This window comes from Phyllobacterium lublinensis, assembly GCF_020164435.1.
GTDB lineage: Bacteria > Pseudomonadota > Alphaproteobacteria > Rhizobiales > Rhizobiaceae > Phyllobacterium > Phyllobacterium lublinensis.
Genome location: NZ_JAIUDQ010000013.1, coordinates 74,652 through 92,270 on the forward strand (window position 1 = coordinate 74,652; position 17,619 = coordinate 92,270).

Here is a 17,619-nt window from a genome sequence, read left to right on the forward strand (position 1 = left end):
GCTGCACCCCGATTAACGTCGATTTACTGATCGGCCTTGGTTTGACCCATGATTTCCTGCGCACTGAAATTTATGCCGCAAGTTGGGAAGGAGTTGCCAACGAAGAAGTTGTCGGTTTCCTTGGAATAGAAGCTTTCGCCGTCCTTGAAGTTCGGATCTTCGACAATGGAAAGAGGCAGTGTAATGGATTGCGGGATCACTTCTCCTTCAAGTGCAGCGATTGCCGTCTTGATGGCAACCGCAACTTGTGCGGGACCGGTACCGGCAGAGGTACATTTCAGCCCATCCTTGGAGTATTCTGCACAGAGTTTTCGGAATCCATTTTCCGTCTCACCGCCGACAGGCACAAAGGGATGTTTGGCGTCGATCATCGCACGAACCGTTCCAGTTGATCCACCCTGTACAGAGACGCCATCGAAATGCTTGTGCACAGCGATCGCATCGGCCACGACCTTCTGCGCGGTACCATCGTCCCAGCGGCCGACGACTTCCACGGTTTCCCAGTTGCCGCCCGATTTGGCCAAAACCTCCTGAATCCCCTCATGACGATCGCGATCGACAGAGGTTCCGGTCACTCCGCGTACCTCAAGCAACTTGCCCTTGTTGCCAGAAACATTCTTGACCAGCCAGTTGCCCCAGAGTTCGCCAAGCCCCTTCTGGTCTACATTTACATTGACCGCTTCGTCGGTATCGAGTGTGTTGTCGAAGGCTACCAGAACAACGCCAGCGGCATTGGCACGCTTGATGACCGGTTTGAAAGCAGTCGGGTTCTGGGCATTGACGACGATGGCGTCATAGCCCGAGTTGATGAAGTTATCGACCGCAGCAATCTGTGCGGCGACATCATCCCCCGTCGAAACAACTTTGAATTCCTTTAACTTGGCCTTCACTTCCGGCAGGGCTGCATAGGCCTTCGCCGTCTGTATCATTTGAATGCGCCATGTGTTGCCAATGAAGCCATTGGCCAGAGCTATCCGGTAGGGACCTTCCTTTTTCGGCCATTGGAAATACTTCGTCTCGGCGGTCAAAGGTTTGAAACATTCCGCGTCCTTGCTCGGACCCTTCACAATTTCTGGTCCCGCCGCGTATGCGGCGGCTGACATCGCCAAACTGGCAGCAGTAGCAACCAGCACGTTCTTGAGTAACATAATCATTTCAGTTCCTCCTCCTTGTTTGGTTTTTCTTATTGCGATCTGCGGCTCGGCTTGTCGTTGCAAGCGCCACATCGAGCTCCTCCAGCATGCGTATTGCCTGTATGGCCGGGCCTCCCGCGCCGGACTTAAGCTATGTTCTCCCAGCCCTTTGCCGCCGTTCATGGCTTCGCCCCGCGGTTTCCGGTCTCACCAGAGCCTGCAGGAACGTGATGTAGCGGTCGCGTGTCCATTCGATATGCCAGGCGAGCAAATTGATCGCCTTGTCCGCTTGACCGCTCCGGACATATTGTAAAAGTCGCTGGTGCTCGTCGTAGGATGTGTTGTTCAGCTCGGGGTCGAGCGACAGGCGATTGCGAAGTGCTTGAATCCGAAATGCGATGACAGCGAAAGTTTCCGACAGATACTGGTTATGCGCGACATCAAATATCGCCTGGTGGAATGCGCCGTCTAGAACCCGATACTGTTCCGTATTTCCTTTTTCCAATGCCACTTTCATTGCTGAGACAATTTCGGACCAGTGTCGACTCAGAGCGTGCTGATCACGGTCCATGGCCAGACCGAAGGCGGCTAGTTCAAGAATTGAGCGCACTTCGGCGAGTTGAACGACTTGGTCAGCGCTCATTTCGAAAACGAAGGTACCACGCTGAGGCTGAACATCGACAAGTCCCTGACGCTTCAGTTCGAGAATGGCCTCACGGACCGGTGTCTTGCTGATACCAAGTTCCTGCGCCAGTGCCAGCTCGGACAACGGCTCGCCGCATTGCAACAATCCGCGAACAATACGCCCGCGAATGTAGGCTGCGGCTTGTTCGGTCAGCGACGGTCCTCGTGCAACGGCCAGTGTCACAATACACCTCCGACGGATCTATATCTAAGATATCACATCTTAGGACGCTCGTGGCCGAATCTTTCGACTCATTCGCGCATCGATATTTGACATCGCTGGCGAGGCCCATTGAGGGAAAATCGAAACCAATATTCAAACCGAACCTATGATGAGCTTGCCGTTCGCTTCAAGTTTCCTTCATATGGTCTGGAGAGGCCTTCATGTTTGATGGGCTCAGGATAATTGGGCAATCCATCGAAACGATCGTCCTTGCAAACGGAGATCCATCATGATTACCAGTTCTCAATGTCGTGCAGCTCGGGCTCTTGTTGAATACAGTCGGGAGCGGCTCGCAATTGCCTCTGGCATAGACCTAGAAGCCATTGAAATGTTCGAGCGCAGGCTCGATAACGCTGCACACGAGGACATCAACGCTCTCCAGTCCGCCTTGGAAAATGCCGGTGCCGTGTTCATACCGGATAGTGACAGTGGAGGAATCGGTGTCCGTTTAAAGTTCAATCGGTCAGATACCAAACGCATTGCGGCTCTGGAATGCGAAGGCGGCATCGTTGCGCATGACGACGTTCCCTAGGTTCACATCGCAGCTCCGCCATGGTTTACGCGAATGCATCCAAGAGAGCGCCTCCGCCAAACGTTGCGAAACATGGTGGCCTTCTCAAATTGTCGAACGAAGTATGGTCTGTATGTGCTCTGCCAGGTCGAGTTCGCCACGCGCCTCCACCTCCAACAGATATCGAGCTTTTATCTGACGATCACCCTTGCTGACAGCAGGATAGGCGCATACTGCCAGAAGGGCGCGCTCCTCTGCCCGACTCGCGCTATCTTGGCCTGGGGTTCGGGAGTCCTTTTCGTAAATTGCCTTGGCGAATGCGGCATATGTCGCTTTGTGGGCCTCGATCAGTCCCTGTAGATTGCGGGGTTGATGATGAGCCTTGTCCCGAGCCTCTGCCGAGTAAGCGGTTGCTCCTAGCGGGGAAACGATGACGGCTGCACTACCGGCAGCTTTCATTAGCAAGGCTCGGCGGTTGATCCTGGACATGGTGACGCTCCCTTCATTGTCTTGCCACTCTGCCGCGCACGTCGGTGCCGTTAGTGCGGCGCGGGACCTCTTACGGTATCACGTGTTTCGCCAATTGCTGTCAGGAGACCTACATGAGAGCTGGACGCCGAGCCACGTGTTGGCAGTTTTGCAAGCGATCCGGGCGCTTGACCGCGCGTAAGAGGCGGCATTTACGCTTCGGAACTGCTCTCATAAATTGCGGAATTGAGTAAGGTTGGCCAGTCGGCTTGAAACGATCAATATCAAAAGGGCACATGCTTCATGATGATTTGCGTGTGCAGCGTCGGAGCCTCTGCTCCAAAATAGGTTTCCAGCAGCGGTAGAAAGTCGTCCGACATATAGAAATTGGTCAACGCGCGATCGGCCAGAAGGCGGAAATTGGCGTCGTCGCGCGGCAGCGCTATCGCATAGGGTTCATGGGTGAACAGGCGATCCCCTATCTCGAGGGAGGACGGATTGCGGGCCCGCGTTGCCAAGCTGATTAGTAGTACCTGATCGGCGATATAGGCATCGATCTTGTGGTCCTCCAACGCTTTAAGTCCGTCCTCGTGCGTTTCAAAATCGGCAAGCTTCGTCTTCGATACCTGGAGTTCTAGTGCCTCCCTCAAAATCGCGACGGTCGTCGTATTTGCACGCACGCCGATTACGCGCGTGGAGGCATGCTGGCTCACGGCGCGAACCGCTGGGTGGTCGAGAAAAAGACTCTGCAAGTAGTCGGGCGAATCTTTGCGGAGCAACGCTGTTGCCCCAGTCAGGAAGATCGGCTGTGAAAAATCGACGATCTCCCGTCTCTTCAAATTGACGGTGATCGCACCGCAAAGCAGATCCAAGTTTCCATTCTTTACCGCATCGAAGCCGTTGGCGAGAGTCATCTCGATAAACTCTCGCTTCAATTGCGGGATCTGACGTTCCACTTCATCGGCGATCTTGTTACAGAGGTCGATGGTATATCCCGTCGGATCGGCGCCCGCCTTTGTGGAGGAGAAGGGCGTCTGGTCGGCGATGTAGCCGATGCGCATGGTGCCGCGCTGGATAACAGTGTCGAGCGTCGCAGCGGCTGACGCGAAAACCGAAAGGCAAAGGGCAAGGCTTGCCAGCAGAAAGCGTCTCATGCACTTCGCCATGGGCATGATCCTCATCACCTGAAACGGCGGCTATCTCAAAAGGTGTAAGTTCAGATTATGGCCTGTCAGTCATTTGTCAACGGCGGACAGTTCGGCCCCGCTGGGATGGCTGCGCCAAATAATGCGTGGAAGCACGCAGGCCACCCCAAAAGTCGGGCGAGCATTGCATCAGGGATAGTGGATCGCGGCTCACGCTTCATGTGCGGCGGTTCGCTGACCCAGAACAAAGTCGGATCAGACATCGCATTGTTTCTGGACAACAACAACAGAGGAGCTAAGTCAAAAGAAAAACTGGTGCCGCTTGCGTGACTCGAACACGCGACCCCATCATTACGAATGATGTGCTCTACCGACTGAGCTAAAGCGGCAGGGAAGCAACTTCCCGATCCTTGGAACCGGCATTGAAGAACATGCCGACGGATGACGCGCCTGATACCTTTATTGTGTCCCGATTGCAAGCCTTGTGTTCATTGGATTTTCTCGCCGGCAGCGTTGATTCCCGACGATTGCAGCGGCGTGGTTCGGTAAACTGGAATTTTTCTATTTCGCGATAGACAAGTGCGCAAGAGCGGTTAATCTTCACGTTGCCACATGACGTCCGGAAGAGACGCGTGAGTCAATGTTCTGGGAGGAACCTATGGCTAGAGTGGAATTGGTCGTGAATGGGCGTGCCGTCAAAGGCGAAGCCGAAGACCGCACATTGCTTGTGCATTTCCTGCGTGAAAACCTTGGATTGACCGGCACTCATGTCGGGTGTGACACATCACAGTGCGGGGCATGCGTCGTCCATGTCGATGGCATGGCTGTCAAATCCTGCACGATGCTGGCGGCCCAGGCCTCGGGCTCGACTGTAACGACGATCGAAGGCCTCGGTGCCAATGGTGAACTGCATCCGCTTCAGATCGCGTTCCGTGAAAATCATGCACTTCAGTGCGGGTTCTGCACGCCCGGCATGATCATGAGCTCTGCCGACATGATCAGACGGCACCCCAACGGACTTGATGAAGCAACAGTGCGGGCCGAACTCGAAGGCAATATCTGCCGTTGCACCGGCTACCACAACATCGTCAAGGCAGTGCTTGATGCATCGGACAAGAGCAAGGCGGCCGTACAGGCCATCTGAACATCTGGTTTCAACGTGCAGTCGCAGTTGCCTGAAGCACACTCGCTCCTCTTGGCAAACGCCTGCGACAGGGAGAAGTCATTATGGGTCTTGAAGGCATAGGTGCACGGGTCCTTCGCAAGGAGGATAAGAGATTCATCACAGGCAAGGGCCGGTATACCGACGACATGGTCGTGCCCGGGATGAAGCACGCCGCCTTCGTCCGCAGCCCGCACGCCCACGCGAAGATAATCGCCATCGACACAGAGGCGGCGAAAAAGATGCCGGGAGTCATCGGCGTCCTCACCGGCGCCGAGCTGAAGGCCGATGGTATCGGCAACCTGATCTGCGGGTGGATGATTCACTCGAAGGATGGCAGCCCGATGAAGATGGGCGCCTGGTCGCCGCTTGCAACCGACGCTGTGCGCTATGTCGGAGATGCGGTTGTTCTCGTGGTTGCGGACACCAAAGGGCAGGCACGTGATGCCGCAGAGGCTGTTGACATAACTTATGACGAGCTACCTGTCGTGGTGAACGCGGTTGCCGCACTCGAGCAGGGCGCACCGCAACTCCATCCCGAGGCACCAGGCAATCTGATATTTGACTGGGACCTGGGTGACGAAAAGGCAACGAATGAAGCCTTTGCCAATGCATCCCATGTCACCAGGCTTGACATCGTCAACAACCGCCTCGTGCCGAATGCAATGGAGCCTCGCGCTACCCTTGGCGTTTATGACGCTGGAGAGGACCATTACACCTGCTGGACGACATCGCAGAACCCCCATGTTGCGCGTCTGGTCATGAGCGCATTCTACAATGTGGCACCCGAGAACAAGCTGCGTGTCATTGCTCCCGACGTGGGTGGCGGCTTTGGGTCGAAAATCTTCATCTATCCGGAGGAAGTCATCTGCCTTTGGGCATCGAAGAAGACGGGGGTGCCGGTAAAATGGGCAGCAGATCGCAGCGAAAGCTTCCTGGCCGATGCCCATGGCCGCGACCACGCCACCCACGCGGAGCTCGCGTTCGACAAGGACAACAAGATACTCGGTCTCAAAGTGCAGACGGTCGCCAATCTGGGCGCTTACATGTCGCTGTTTTCAAGCTCCGTGCCGACATATCTCTACGCGACGCTGCTTTCCGGACAGTATGACATCCCGGCGATCCATGCCAATGTGAAGGCGGTTTACACCAACACGGCACCCGTGGACGCCTATCGCGGGGCAGGACGCCCGGAGGCCAGTTTTGTGCTCGAGCGCATCATTGAGACCGCGGCACGTGAACTGAAGATCTCGCCGGCCGAACTTCGCAGGAAGAATTTCATTCGGTCCTTCCCGCACCAGACCCCAGTGATCATGACCTATGATGCCGGGGACTTCGATGCGACGCTCGACGCGGCCACGAAGGTCGCTGATTATGACGGGTTCGAGGATCGCCGCGAGGAAGCTGCCAAGCGCGGCAAGCTGCGCGGTATTGGCTTGAGCTGCTACATCGAAGCCTGCGGCATCGCCCCCTCGGCAGCCGTCGGCTCGCTCGGCGCCGGCGTCGGATTGTGGGAAAGCGCCGAAGTACGGGTAAATGCAGTCGGCACCATCGAAATTCTCACCGGCTCGCACTCCCATGGGCAAGGCCACGAAACGACCTTTGCTCAACTCGCCGCAGAGCGTTTTGGCGTCCCGATCGACAGCGTCTCCATCGTGCACGGCGATACTGACAAGGTCCAGATGGGAATGGGCACATATGGCTCCCGTTCGGGCGCCGTCGGCATGTCCGCCATCGTGAAGGCGCTGGACAAGGTTGAGGCCAAGGCGAAGAAGATTGCCGCCCATCTTCTCGAGGCCGACGAGGCCGACATCGAGATCAAGAACGGTGATGTGAAAGTGGCCGGCACCGACAAGTCGCTGCCCTGGTTCCAAGTCGCACTTGCCGCCTACACCGCACACAACCTCCCTGCCGGCATGGAGCCGGGATTGAAGGAGGGAGCCTTCTACGATCCATCCAATTTCACCTTCCCCGGCGGTTGCCATATTTGCGAAGTGGAGATCGACCCCGAGACCGGAACAACGGAGATCGTCCAATTTGTGGCGGCCGATGATTTCGGCAAGATCATCAATCCGATGATTGTTGAAGGACAGGTTCATGGCGGGTTGGCCCAGGGAATTGGTCAGGCACTTCTTGAAGGCACGCATTATGATGACAGCGGGCAACTGCTGACTGCAAGCTTCATGGATTATACGATGCCGCGCGCACAGGATCTGCCATCCTTCAAGATCATGACGACGGAAACGGTATGTCCGTCCAATCCGCTTGGCATAAAGGGCTGTGGCGAGGCCGGAGCGATCGGCTCGCCGCCCGCCGTGATCAACGCGATTACCGATGCAATTCACAACAACAATCTGGCCATGCCGGCGTCACCGCAAACGGTATGGGCCGCCATCCAGGCCGGCAAGTAAGGGAGACAAGCGCCATGTATGAGACACAGTATCATCGCGCCACCTCCGTCGAAGGTGCGGCAAGATTGATGGGTGAGGCGCAGGACGGCAAATATCTTGCCGGTGGCATGACTCTGATTCCGACGATGAAGCAACGGCTGGCATCACCATCCGACCTTATCGATTTGCGGCGGATCGATGCCCTGAAAGGTATCAAGATCGACGGCCGCAAGGTTCGGATTGGCGCAGTAACGACGCATTCGGAAGTCGCGACCAATGAGGAACTCGCCAAAATCTGTCCGGCGATCACCAGCCTTGCCGGCCATATCGGTGACCCCCAAGTGCGCAACATGGGTACGATAGGCGGCTCGATTGCCAACAACGATCCGGCCGCGGACTATCCGTCAGCCATGTTGGCGCTGGAAGCTACAATTATCACCAACCAGCGTTCCGTACCAGCTTCGGCGTTTTTCGTAGGCTTGTTTGAAACGGCGCTTGAACCGGAAGAGATAATCACCGCAGTGGAATTCACCGCTCCGGACAAAGCCGCGTACAAGAAATTTCCCAATCCGGCATCGCTCTATGCCATGGCGGGTGTTTTTGTTGCCAGATCGGGTGACCAGATCCGGGTTGCCGTTACGGGCGCGGGTGAAAACGGCGTCTTCCGGCTCAACGATGCCGAGACGGCCCTGGCCACAAGCTTCACTCCGTCCGCACTGGACAAACTGTCGGTCAATCCGGACGGACTTTTGTCCGATTTGCACGCCACTGCGGACTATCGTGCCAACCTTGTGAAAGTGATGGCAAAACGCGCTGTTGCGGAGATTGCCAACCGTCCGATGTGACGGCCGGCGAGAGATGCACAGGGCGGCTACGCGGCGCAGAGCGCCGCTTTTGCCGCATGATATTCGCGTTCCAGTTGTGCAACCAGATTGCCGGCAGGGAGGACTTCCTTGACGGCAGCGATGCCCTGGCCACAACCCCAAATGTCCTTCCACGCCTTGGCACCAGTCGTTGCGGCTTCAAAATCCATCTTGGACGGATCCGCTTCCGGCAGGTGTTCGGGGTCCATGCCTGCATTGGCGATGGATGGCTTCAGATAGTTGCCGTGGATCCCGGTAAAGTAGTTCGAGTAGACGATGTCGGATGAGGTGGATCCGACGATCATCTGCTTGTAGCCGTCTACGGCGCGTGCCTCGTCGGTAGCAATGAAGGGCGAGCCTATATAGGCCAGGTCAGCACCCATGGCCTGTGCGCCCAAAATGGCGCGGCCTGTGGCGATGGCCCCGGACAGGAGGAGCGGTCCGTCGAACCATTCCCGGATCTCCTGGACGAGGGCGAAGGGTGAGAGCGGACCTGCATGACCGCCGGCCCCCGCAGCAACGGCAATCAACCCATCTGCACCCTTGCGGATCGCGGAATTCGCGTGACGGTTGTTGATTATGTCGTGGAGGACGATGCCACCGTAGGTATGAATCGCCTCATTGACTTCGGGAACCGCTCCCAGGGACGAGATAACGATAGGAACCTTGTACTTGACGCACATGGTCAGATCGTGTTCGAGCCGCTTGTTGGATCGGTGGACAATCTGGTTGACAGCGAAGGGGGCGGCCGGGCGATGGGGATTTTTCTCGTCGTGGTTGCGCAACTCTTCGGTAATCTGCGCCAGCCATTCGTCAAGCTGGGCTTCGGGCCGGGCATTCAAAGCCGGAAAGGAGCCGACTATACCAGCCTTGCACTGGGCGATGACAAGCGGTGGATGCGAAACGATGAATAGCGGCGCTCCCACAACCGGAATACGCAGCTTGGTTTTCAGAATGTCCGGCAGAGCCATGTCGCATCTCCCATGCAGTAAACTTTGACGTTTTCGTAAACGTAATTCTTTTAGCAGACCGCTAGCAATGAGCAAGTCAAAGGTGATAAATTCCGGGTTCCGTGCGCAACTTTCCAGTAAAAGGGTGGGGCTATTGCGCCCGAAATATGTACGAATTTCTCGGAATCGGGCTCCATGTTCAACCCTATTTGTTCAATGATCGCGCTGGACGTTGGTCAGGGAGTGCCGGTTCCAGAATCAAGATGGAGCGCCCGGACTGCACGTTGCCGGGCCTTGCAGCATAAATTGGTGCGTCCGGGTTCATATAGACTAAACTGCCATCATTGCGCCGCGAGAGTCTTGAATAAGCAGTCAAATAGGCTATGGCTACCCATTCACAAGAGCCGCTTTGAGGGGACATCGTCGAGTTGGAAGCGATCGAGCAAGCGATCCGGAACGCGTTGGCGAAATCGGATGCCAACAACCCTGCCATTCGTCAGAAAATCTACGAATCCGCTTGGGGTGCTCATGAGCGTTCATTGGCGGCCAACGGCGCGCTTGACGATGACCAGCGTGAAGATCGCCGTGAGCGGCTGAAAGCATCGATCATCCGCATAGAAAAAGAGATCCAGACAGTAGGTGAACTGACGCCTCCACCTCCGCCCGCTTCGGTCGAAGAGCGGCTCGAACCCGTGATGCCTGACGATACTATTCCGTCAATCGAACCTGCATCCAGGGTGGAGCCGACGCTCAGTGCCATGCCGGAGGCCAACCTCGGCACGCCTGACTCCGTAGCGGAAGAAGCAGTTGTTGCCGACAATTACCGGCCGGAACGCCTGCAGCAACGGGGGAGCCGCAAAACTGAGCACAAGAAAGCGAGCGGGTTCAGCAAGCTTCTTATTCTTTTCGCTTTGCTGGCAGTTGCATTGGGGCTGCTGTGGGTTGTCGCATCCGGGATCGTCAATCAGAAACCGTCCAGTGCCCCGCCGATGACTGCAGACACTCGAACCAACAGTGAGAGCCAGGAACCGGTAAAGGAAGGACAGGTTGCGTCAGAAAGCACTTGGATCACGATTTTCGATCCGGCCGATTCCACCGGTGTGTCTGTGGCCGGTCGAGCAATGGCCAGTGTCGATGGCGACCAACTGGAGAAGTTCCTGCGCATCAAATCTCCCGGCGAGGCTGACGACATCAGCTTTGCTGTGGGGCAGGGCGTTCTAGAGCAGCTGGTGGGGACGAACGCTGTCTTCGATATCATTGCCAAGACGCAGGATGGTACGAGTACACAGATCGCGGTTAGTTGTGACTTCGGCAATCTCGGTGATTGCGGGCGTACCCGTTTCGATGTTTCGGATGCCAATGGCGAGTATCTGGTGCAGAAACAGTTTCCCGCGGACAAGCAGCCAGCCGCTGGCGGCGTCATAAAAATCAACTCTGATGTTTCCCAGGCTGGAAAGTCGGTCGACATCATCTCCATCCGCGTCCAGATCACGAACTGATGGCGCGCGCATTTCTATCTTCCGGGGATATGATCGCCGACCGGCGTTCCTCCTATGCGGACATGTTGTTTGAATCCGGCGATCATGCTGCCGCGGCTGATCTGATGCGCCAGGCGTTGGAAATCGTACCGCAATGGGCGGCCGGCCTGTTCCGCCTCGGCGAAATGGAGGCGGCGGCCGGTGAGCACGATGCGGCAGCCCGTGCCTGGAACCGCGTGCTCGAGCTTGATCCGGCAGACCGGTTTGGTGCGGCGTTGAAGCTTGCGGCTGCTGGCCATGCAAAGGCTCCCCACACGCCGCCCACGGCCTATGTCGAAACGCTCTTTGACGCCTATGCCCCGACCTTTGAGGCTGCGCTCGTGGAGCGTTTGGACTACCGCGTGCCTGAATTGCTGGCGAATGCCATTCATGCGTCTGCGCCTGGAAGGCAATTTCGGTCCGTGCTCGACCTCGGCTGCGGTACAGGGCTGATGGGCACCCACATCCGTGCCGCAGCGGATTACCTGGCCGGCACGGACCTCTCGGACGCCATGCTGCAGAAGGCTGCGGAAAAGCATGTCTATGACAGCTTGGCAAAAGGTGATGTCAACGAGCTGGACGCGGCTTCGAACAGCGCGGATCTCGTCATCGCCGCAGATGTTTTCGTTTACGTCGGTGATCTCGATCAAGCTTTCGCCAATGTCGCGCGAGTCCTCGTACGGGACGGCCTCTTTGCGTTTTCGGTCGAGCATGATGCAGGTGACCGCGACGAGCCAGCTCTCCAATCTTCGCTGCGTTATACGCACTCCGAAGCCTATGTGCGCCGTCTTCTCGCGGAGCATGCCTTGGTCCCCGTGAGCATCCAGCGCGAGCAGATACGCCTCGATCGAGGGGAGGCTCTCCAGGGGCTCATCGCAGTCGCCAAGGCGAACTGATCAGTCCTTGCGGAATACCAGACGGCCCATCCATCCAGTCACAACGGCGAGGAAGACAGCGAAGAGACCGTAGAGAAGGCTGTGCTGGTTGGCGGCCCGGTAAATGCGAAACTCCAGACCTGCCTTGACGATGTTGAGGCTCGTGGCGCTCTCTCGCAGAAATTCACCATTCCGGAATAGGTAGGCTCGCGCCACGTGCTTGCCGACCGGCACATTGGCCGGTAGAGAAAGCGTCGCGCGGAACAAGGTCGATGACAGGAATTGCACATCTCCCATGCGTTGGCTGTAAAGCTTTTGCTTCAGCTTCAGTCGCGGCAGTTCCGTGGAGAACTCCCTCAGCGTGGCACTTGATCCAAAGCTGTCCGGCATTGGTTCATAGAATATATTGTTGATGCCGAGACCGAGCTGGGCAAACACCTTCGGTGTAGTGATGTCCTGCAGGCTGCGCGTCGATGCAAGCGAGTAGGATGCCGGTATGTGCTGGAAAGTTACCGATTCCGTGTTAACCCAGATGCCGAAGAAACGGTCCTTGCGGCGTACGACGAAATCACGTTCCGGGCCTTGCAGAATGACGACCACATCATAGCGACCCTGGCGCTGGATCAACGGGTCCGCATTGTCCAAGGCACCAAAGACCGTCAGATCGGTTCCACGGAAACCAGACGTAATCGCTATGGTGTCGGTAGAAAGTCCGATTTCTACCGTTTCCTTGTTCAACGGTTGCTGGGCAAAGGCGGCTGCAGCTGTTCCGAGCCAGATCGCCAATGCCAGGGCTTTGGCGCACATGCTCATGTCGCCCCCGTCGCAATCGCGAGCGAGATCGAATAAAGGTCATCGGGTGTCACGAAAAGCTCTATGGCAAGACGCAAGCCAACCGCAAGGACAAGCAATGCAAGCAGCGCGCGCAGTTGCTCGCCTCGCAATTTTTGGCCAATTCGAGCGCCATATTGCGCTCCAACGACACCGCCTGACATGAGTAGCATTGCCAGGACGATATCGACGGACTGGTTGGTTGTCGCCTGCATCACCGTCGCGAAGGCGGTGACGAATACGATCTGGTACAGCGATGTGCCGATAACGACGTTCGTCGGTACCTTGAGCAAGTAGATCATGGCGGGAACCATGATGAAGCCACCACCGACGCCCATGATGGACGACAGAAAGCCGATCGCTCCACCAAGAACGAGCACAGGAATGATGCTCACATAGATTTTGGATTGGCGAAACCGCATCTTGAATGGCAGGCGGTGCACCCAATTGTGCTGGCCGGGCTTCTTCAAAGTGGCGAGTTGTCCTGCCCGCGCCCGGCGCATCGACTGGACGCTTTCATACAGCATCAAACCGCCGACAGTGCTCAGAAAAACCACATAGAGCAGGGAGACGATCAGGTCGAGCTGGCCGAGTTCCCGCAAGAGCACGAACACGTATATGCCGACGGCGGCGCCGATGATGCCGCCGATCACCAGCAAGGATCCGAGCTTGATGTCGAGCGTACCTCGCCTGAAATGCGTCAGTGCACCACTGAACGACGAGGCAATGACCTGATTGGCACCGGTGGCAACCGCAACTGCAGGTGGAATATTGTAAAAGATCAGCAGCGGCGTAATCAGAAAGCCACCACCCACACCGAACATGCCCGACAGGAATCCGACCGCCGCTCCCATGCCGAAGAGCACGAAGATATTGACCGAGATCTCGGCTATAGGTAGGTAAATACCCAATACAAACCCCAAACTCATCATGGTGCTACGACGCCGTCGTAACACCACAATGACAGCAATTCTTTAAGGTTTCTTGCCCTCTCGACGGGCTTGAGTCAAACACTGACTCAATGTTGCGGGACATACCGGTTCAAACACGAAACCAATTGTCGCAACAACGGGGTAGCTGCTGTTTTTAACCAGAACTATGCTTGGAAATGCAAGGTGCCTACCCGTTCTTACCGAGAAGGTTCCGGACAAACTCGCCGTCTATGTTGCCTGTCGGCTTCAACCCATTGTCTTTCTGGAATGCCATGATCGCATCGCGGGTCTTGGCTCCGATCCTGCCATCAGAACCGCCTGCATCGTAACCATGTTTGTTCAGGATCATCTGCACGTTGCGAATGGCTTTTTCCATATCAATGGAACCTGTAGTGGATGGGGTATCAAGCCACTCTTCGGGTACATTAAGAGCATTGGCGTCCGCGTTCATCGGCTTCGGCTTCCAGAGCTCGACAGCCGCGCGTGCCCGCTGAAGCTGTTCGGGAGACATGGCCTTTGCAACTTCGTCGCGCTTTTGCCATGCATCCTTGTCGCCGGCATTCGCTGCAAGAGCGAACCACTTGTAGCTTTCTTCAAGATTCTGCTGGACGCCCATGCCTTTCGCTGAAAGGACCGCAAGATTGAACTGGCTGTCCTTCACTCCAAGCTCCGCGGCTTTGGCAAACCAGAGCGCGGCAGAGTCATTGTCCGGGGCGCCATCGGTACCTGCAGCAAACAGCACAGCGAGGTTGTGCATGGCGCTCGCATTCCCCTGTTCGGCTGCAAGCTGGTAGTATGTCTTGGCCTTCGTCAGGTCACGCGCGACGCCGAGGCCCTTTTCGTAGAAGTTGCCGAGACGATATTGGGCAGGGGCATAACCCTTCTCGGCAGCGATGCGATATGAGTCGGCAGCCTTGGTGTAGTCCCGATCGATGCCTCGTCCATCCATGTAGCGGTTGCCAATTTCGAACAATGCCCTGGGATCGCCATTTGCTGCCGCTGTGTGCAGGGGCTCCGGCCCGACTTCTGCCGGAACGGCTGGAGCGGTCATTGCGCCGCCGGCTGCGGTGTCGGTGGCCGTGAACGTAGGTGGAGTATTTTGCTGGGAGGCAATGACGCTGGCGACACTGTCGGGGGCAGGCAGGGATGCCGCCGATGCCGGTCCCGTGCTGTCCAAAGGCGCAGCCGGTTCAGCCGCTATGGCAGGATTGGCTTCGGTGGTGCTGGACGCGAGATCGTCCGTCTCACCCGGCTTGGCCTGACCGGTCGCCAGGTTCGATGGCGCTGGATGATCGAGGAATGCACTCTTCAACTGCAGGCCGACAATTGCGATCATGATTGCGCCGATTGCAAGAAGGATCGGCTTGCGCTGCCGGGAGAGAAGCCCGGCCTTAGCCGTGACCGCTTCTTCCTGCTGGACTGGAAGTACACTCTGGCTATCAATTTCCGACGCCGCCGCCTGGGCAGCCCGGCGTGCAGCCGCGATGAAATCGGCCTTGCCGGCAGGGACGTCGCTGACGGTGGGCGCATCCCGCCGGTCGTCGCGCACCCGCTTAAGGATCGAGTTCAGGTCAGGCATGCCTGAGCCTGGTTCCAGCGGGCGGTTGAGGATATCCGGATCGAAGTCCATCTTCACGTCGGGACGCTCGTCGCGCCCCGGCAAATCCAACCCCGAATCCTGGTTTGTGGCGTCCTGTTTGTTTCGCCCCTTCAGGCCGCGAGCAAAACTACCAAAAAGAGATCGTTTTTGCCGGGGCGTGTCATCAAGATCGCCGGAGAGGTTCACGTCTGGAGAGACATCGTCCTCCTGCAATTGAGATACGCTATCGGCGGGCTCGACAGGAAGTTTCGGGTCGTAGTCAAGTGCCTCCGCGTCCTCGGCGATGATCGTTCCCCCGGCGATGGCACCGAACGCACTGCGTTCCGGGGTTGTGCTGCTTTCCAGCGAGGCCAGCCGATCAACGATCTTGAGCAAGGTGTCGTGGATCGCTTCGAACGTCTTGGTATTGCGCTCTTCAGACTTGCGCGCAAGCATTTCGAGAGTCTTCAAATCCTCGGCGAGTTCATGGGCAATCGCGTTATCATGGATACTGTCGAAGCTGGCCGTATTGCGGATCGCCTCCGCCGCTGCATTGCGCGCTGCTTCAAGCACGAGATCGCGGTTCAGGGCGATGGATTCCTCGATCGCATCGAGCCGGGGAGGAATCGCCCGCAGTTCCGATTGGTGCTCATTCGTACGTGACAAATGTTCCGCCAGGCTGGCGATCTGCAATTCGAGATTGCGGATAGCGCCGTGCGTATTGTCGACATCGGGTACGTTCTTGGCGATGTAACGTGCAATATCGTCAAAACGGGCCTCAAGATTATCGGAAAGACGAATGTCGCTGTGCTCGACCATCATGTGATGATCGTCGAGGCGGCGGGTCAGCGCTTCGAAACGTTGATCGATCTGTTCGATAAAGGCGGGATCAGCAGCAGGCGGCTGCGGCATGTTTTCAAGCTTGTCGATGATCTGCAACACCCGGTCTTCCAGATCGCGGAAGTCGGTAATGCTGATCGATGCCGGCGCATTTTGCAGATGTCGGGTGATTGCAGCAAGCTGGTCGGACAGCACGTCAAGATTGGAGACGGGCGCTGCATGCTGTGCGGTCAGATCATCAACGCGCTCGGCGAGTTCGATCATTCCCTTGAGGATGGTATCGGATGTCCGGTCAAGAGTCGCTGCCTCGACCTTTGTCGCCAGAGACGTGATCCGCGCCTCAAGCCGCTCGAAGGCATCGGCTTCGATATTGCGTGTGGTCGAAGGCCTGGATGTAGCAACAATTGCACGGCTGATTTCATCAAGGCGCTCATCGACCTGCTGCATGAACTTGCCTGTCAGGGAAGCGCCGTTCTTCCGTGACATCTGATCAACAGCGCTTGCCAGCAACAACAGTTTTTCTTCAACGTTCTGGAGCGGCAATGACTGGGGCAAACCGTCCAGCGTTTCACGAATTTCCTTGAGGCGGCCTTCCAGCGATCCGAGCGAAGCGCTGGCAATTTCCCCATTGAATGGGTTGCCTTGCGCGAACGCATCGAAGCGCTCGTCCATCGCGTCCCAACGGCTGCCAAGGTCCCTTACGGATTCCTCGCGTGCCAGCGTGTCCACGGTGCGCCTCAGTTCTTCGAGGTCACCACGGAGCATGGATAGATGACTGGCCTCCGGTCGACCAGCCTTGGTATCATCGCCGAACCCTTCACTCGCCGCCGTTGACTGCCACAGGCGGTTGATCGTGTCGCCACGTGCAGTCAAGCCGGCCGGTGGCGCTGGTTCGGATTCGTCGCGCATCTCGTCGCGCAGCTGCTTCAACTGTGCTGCAATGGCGGTAAGGTCGTGCTTGCCGTCGGCTGGCTGGCTAGCAACCGGTGCTGGCTGCGCCATGTGCCTCGGCGCTGCCGGTCGGCCAGCGCGTGAGGCTAGGGCGGCGAAGCGGTCCGCAATGTCCTGGCTTCCCTCGCTGATATCCGGCTTTGGCTCCATGGCCCGGCGCAACTGGCCTTCGATCGTTTCGAGTGTCTGATTGAGACTATCCAGCGACGTCGCATCGCGGCGTGCGCGGTTCACATTGACCTGTTCCATCAGTGACCTTTGCTTCGTCATGGACGTCTGCTTTTTCCTAACGCCAACAGCATTGGCGGGTTTAACTTCTTGACCTTGGAGCAGCGACGCTGGTCTCGGTTGCCGAAAAGCAGGAATGTGTCCTCACAGGTCCATTCGGGCTAATCCGGAAAGCCAGGACAGGTCTGCCCCATGCGGTCCGACAAGCCGTGAAAAACAAATCACACATAGACACGGATCACCGACACCGTGACATTGGCGAAACGTGGTAAACAACTCGTTAAAACAATCTGCTAATCATTAAAAATGTCGCCGCACGGAGGCGGCGTTTCATAGG

14 protein-coding genes and 1 tRNA gene are annotated in these 17,619 nt (G+C 57.0%); 6 read left to right on the forward strand and 9 right to left on the reverse strand.

Annotated features, from left to right (window positions below; translation table 11 throughout):
• Positions 1-23 precede the first annotated feature (23 nt).
• Entirely contained in the window at positions 24-1,154 is a 1,131-nt protein-coding gene (locus tag K9U38_RS16000; protein ID WP_224495345.1) for a sugar ABC transporter substrate-binding protein, read from the reverse strand.
• Between the two features lie 130 nt (positions 1,155-1,284).
• On the reverse strand, positions 1,285-2,001 hold the full coding sequence (locus K9U38_RS16005; RefSeq protein WP_224495346.1) for a GntR family transcriptional regulator: 717 nt from the start codon (positions 1,999-2,001) through the stop codon (positions 1,285-1,287).
• Positions 2,002-2,269: 268 nt separating this feature from the next.
• On the opposite strand from K9U38_RS16005, the gene K9U38_RS16010 reads away from it, so the two are divergent.
• Positions 2,270-2,572: an XRE family transcriptional regulator gene (locus K9U38_RS16010; RefSeq protein WP_224495347.1), complete on the forward strand. Its 303-nt coding sequence runs from the start codon at positions 2,270-2,272 to the stop codon at positions 2,570-2,572.
• 84 nt (positions 2,573-2,656) lie between these two features.
• Here the strand turns inward: K9U38_RS16010 and K9U38_RS16015 are convergent, their stop codons facing one another.
• From K9U38_RS16015 to K9U38_RS16025, 3 genes are all read right to left on the reverse strand, one after another.
• Entirely contained in the window at positions 2,657-3,040 is a 384-nt protein-coding gene (locus tag K9U38_RS16015; RefSeq protein ID WP_224495348.1) for a hypothetical protein, read from the reverse strand.
• Positions 3,041-3,303: 263 nt separating this feature from the next.
• Positions 3,304-4,173 (reverse strand): amino acid ABC transporter substrate-binding protein, encoded by an 870-nt coding sequence (locus K9U38_RS16020; RefSeq protein WP_224495349.1) that lies wholly within the window; start codon positions 4,171-4,173, stop codon positions 3,304-3,306.
• 304 nt (positions 4,174-4,477) lie between these two features.
• Positions 4,478-4,553, reverse strand: a tRNA-Thr gene (locus tag K9U38_RS16025).
• A gap of 269 nt (positions 4,554-4,822) precedes the next feature.
• Between K9U38_RS16025 and K9U38_RS16030 the strand changes: the two genes are divergently transcribed.
• From K9U38_RS16030 to K9U38_RS16040, 3 genes are all read left to right on the forward strand, one after another.
• On the forward strand, positions 4,823-5,308 hold the full coding sequence (locus K9U38_RS16030) for a (2Fe-2S)-binding protein (RefSeq protein ID WP_224495350.1): 486 nt from the start codon (positions 4,823-4,825) through the stop codon (positions 5,306-5,308).
• 83 nt (positions 5,309-5,391) lie between these two features.
• Entirely contained in the window at positions 5,392-7,737 is a 2,346-nt protein-coding gene (locus K9U38_RS16035) for a xanthine dehydrogenase family protein molybdopterin-binding subunit (RefSeq protein ID WP_224495351.1), read from the forward strand.
• A 14-nt stretch (positions 7,738-7,751) separates the two neighbouring features.
• Entirely contained in the window at positions 7,752-8,561 is an 810-nt protein-coding gene (locus tag K9U38_RS16040; RefSeq protein WP_224495352.1) for an FAD binding domain-containing protein, read from the forward strand.
• Between the two features lie 26 nt (positions 8,562-8,587).
• Here K9U38_RS16040 and K9U38_RS16045 read toward each other — a convergent pair whose 3' ends face one another.
• Positions 8,588-9,550, reverse strand: a complete 963-nt coding sequence (locus K9U38_RS16045) for an NAD(P)H-dependent flavin oxidoreductase (protein WP_224495353.1) — start codon at positions 9,548-9,550, stop codon at positions 8,588-8,590.
• 407 nt (positions 9,551-9,957) lie between these two features.
• Here K9U38_RS16045 and K9U38_RS16050 point away from each other — a divergent pair, with 407 nt between their 5' ends.
• Both K9U38_RS16050 and K9U38_RS16055 read left to right on the forward strand, forming a co-directional pair.
• A complete protein-coding gene (locus K9U38_RS16050) occupies positions 9,958-11,028 on the forward strand; it encodes a hypothetical protein (RefSeq protein ID WP_444357727.1) in 1,071 nt (356 codons plus the stop codon).
• A complete protein-coding gene (locus tag K9U38_RS16055) occupies positions 11,028-11,942 on the forward strand; it encodes a class I SAM-dependent DNA methyltransferase (RefSeq protein ID WP_224495355.1) in 915 nt (304 codons plus the stop codon). The genes K9U38_RS16050 and K9U38_RS16055 overlap by 1 nt, the downstream gene beginning before the upstream one ends.
• On the opposite strand, the gene K9U38_RS16060 is transcribed toward K9U38_RS16055, so the two are convergent.
• From K9U38_RS16060 to K9U38_RS16070, 3 genes are all read right to left on the reverse strand, one after another.
• Positions 11,943-12,734 carry a TIGR02186 family protein gene (locus tag K9U38_RS16060; RefSeq protein ID WP_224495356.1) on the reverse strand — a complete coding sequence of 264 codons (792 nt, stop codon included), beginning with the start codon at positions 12,732-12,734 and terminating at the stop codon, positions 11,943-11,945.
• Positions 12,731-13,663, reverse strand: coding sequence for a sulfite exporter TauE/SafE family protein (locus tag K9U38_RS16065; protein ID WP_224495357.1), 933 nt, complete (start codon positions 13,661-13,663; stop codon positions 12,731-12,733). Before K9U38_RS16065 ends, K9U38_RS16060 begins: the two co-directional genes overlap by 4 nt.
• A 208-nt stretch (positions 13,664-13,871) precedes the next feature.
• The gene (locus tag K9U38_RS16070) at positions 13,872-17,324 is read right to left on the reverse strand and encodes a peptidoglycan-binding protein (protein ID WP_224495358.1); all 3,453 of its coding nucleotides are present in this window, start codon (positions 17,322-17,324) and stop codon (positions 13,872-13,874) included.
• Positions 17,325-17,619 lie beyond the last annotated feature (295 nt).

Bases quoted from the DNA above. Each gene is read 5' to 3' on its own strand.
- K9U38_RS16000 (WP_224495345.1), bottom strand. From the start codon at position 1,154: ATGATTATGTTACTCAAGAACGTGCTGGTTGCTACTGCTGCCAGTTTG.
- K9U38_RS16010 (WP_224495347.1), top strand. From the start codon at position 2,270: ATGATTACCAGTTCTCAATGTCGTGCAGCTCGGGCTCTTGTTGAATAC.
- K9U38_RS16015 (WP_224495348.1), bottom strand. From the start codon at position 3,040: ATGTCCAGGATCAACCGCCGAGCCTTGCTAATGAAAGCTGCCGGTAGT.
- K9U38_RS16020 (WP_224495349.1), bottom strand. From the start codon at position 4,173: ATGAGACGCTTTCTGCTGGCAAGCCTTGCCCTTTGCCTTTCGGTTTTC.
- K9U38_RS16030 (WP_224495350.1), top strand. From the start codon at position 4,823: ATGGCTAGAGTGGAATTGGTCGTGAATGGGCGTGCCGTCAAAGGCGAA.
- K9U38_RS16035 (WP_224495351.1), top strand. From the start codon at position 5,392: ATGGGTCTTGAAGGCATAGGTGCACGGGTCCTTCGCAAGGAGGATAAG.
- K9U38_RS16040 (WP_224495352.1), top strand. From the start codon at position 7,752: ATGTATGAGACACAGTATCATCGCGCCACCTCCGTCGAAGGTGCGGCA.
- K9U38_RS16045 (WP_224495353.1), bottom strand. From the start codon at position 9,550: ATGGCTCTGCCGGACATTCTGAAAACCAAGCTGCGTATTCCGGTTGTG.
- K9U38_RS16055 (WP_224495355.1), top strand. From the start codon at position 11,028: ATGGCGCGCGCATTTCTATCTTCCGGGGATATGATCGCCGACCGGCGT.
- K9U38_RS16060 (WP_224495356.1), bottom strand. From the start codon at position 12,734: ATGAGCATGTGCGCCAAAGCCCTGGCATTGGCGATCTGGCTCGGAACA.
- K9U38_RS16070 (WP_224495358.1), bottom strand. From the start codon at position 17,324: ATGACGAAGCAAAGGTCACTGATGGAACAGGTCAATGTGAACCGCGCA.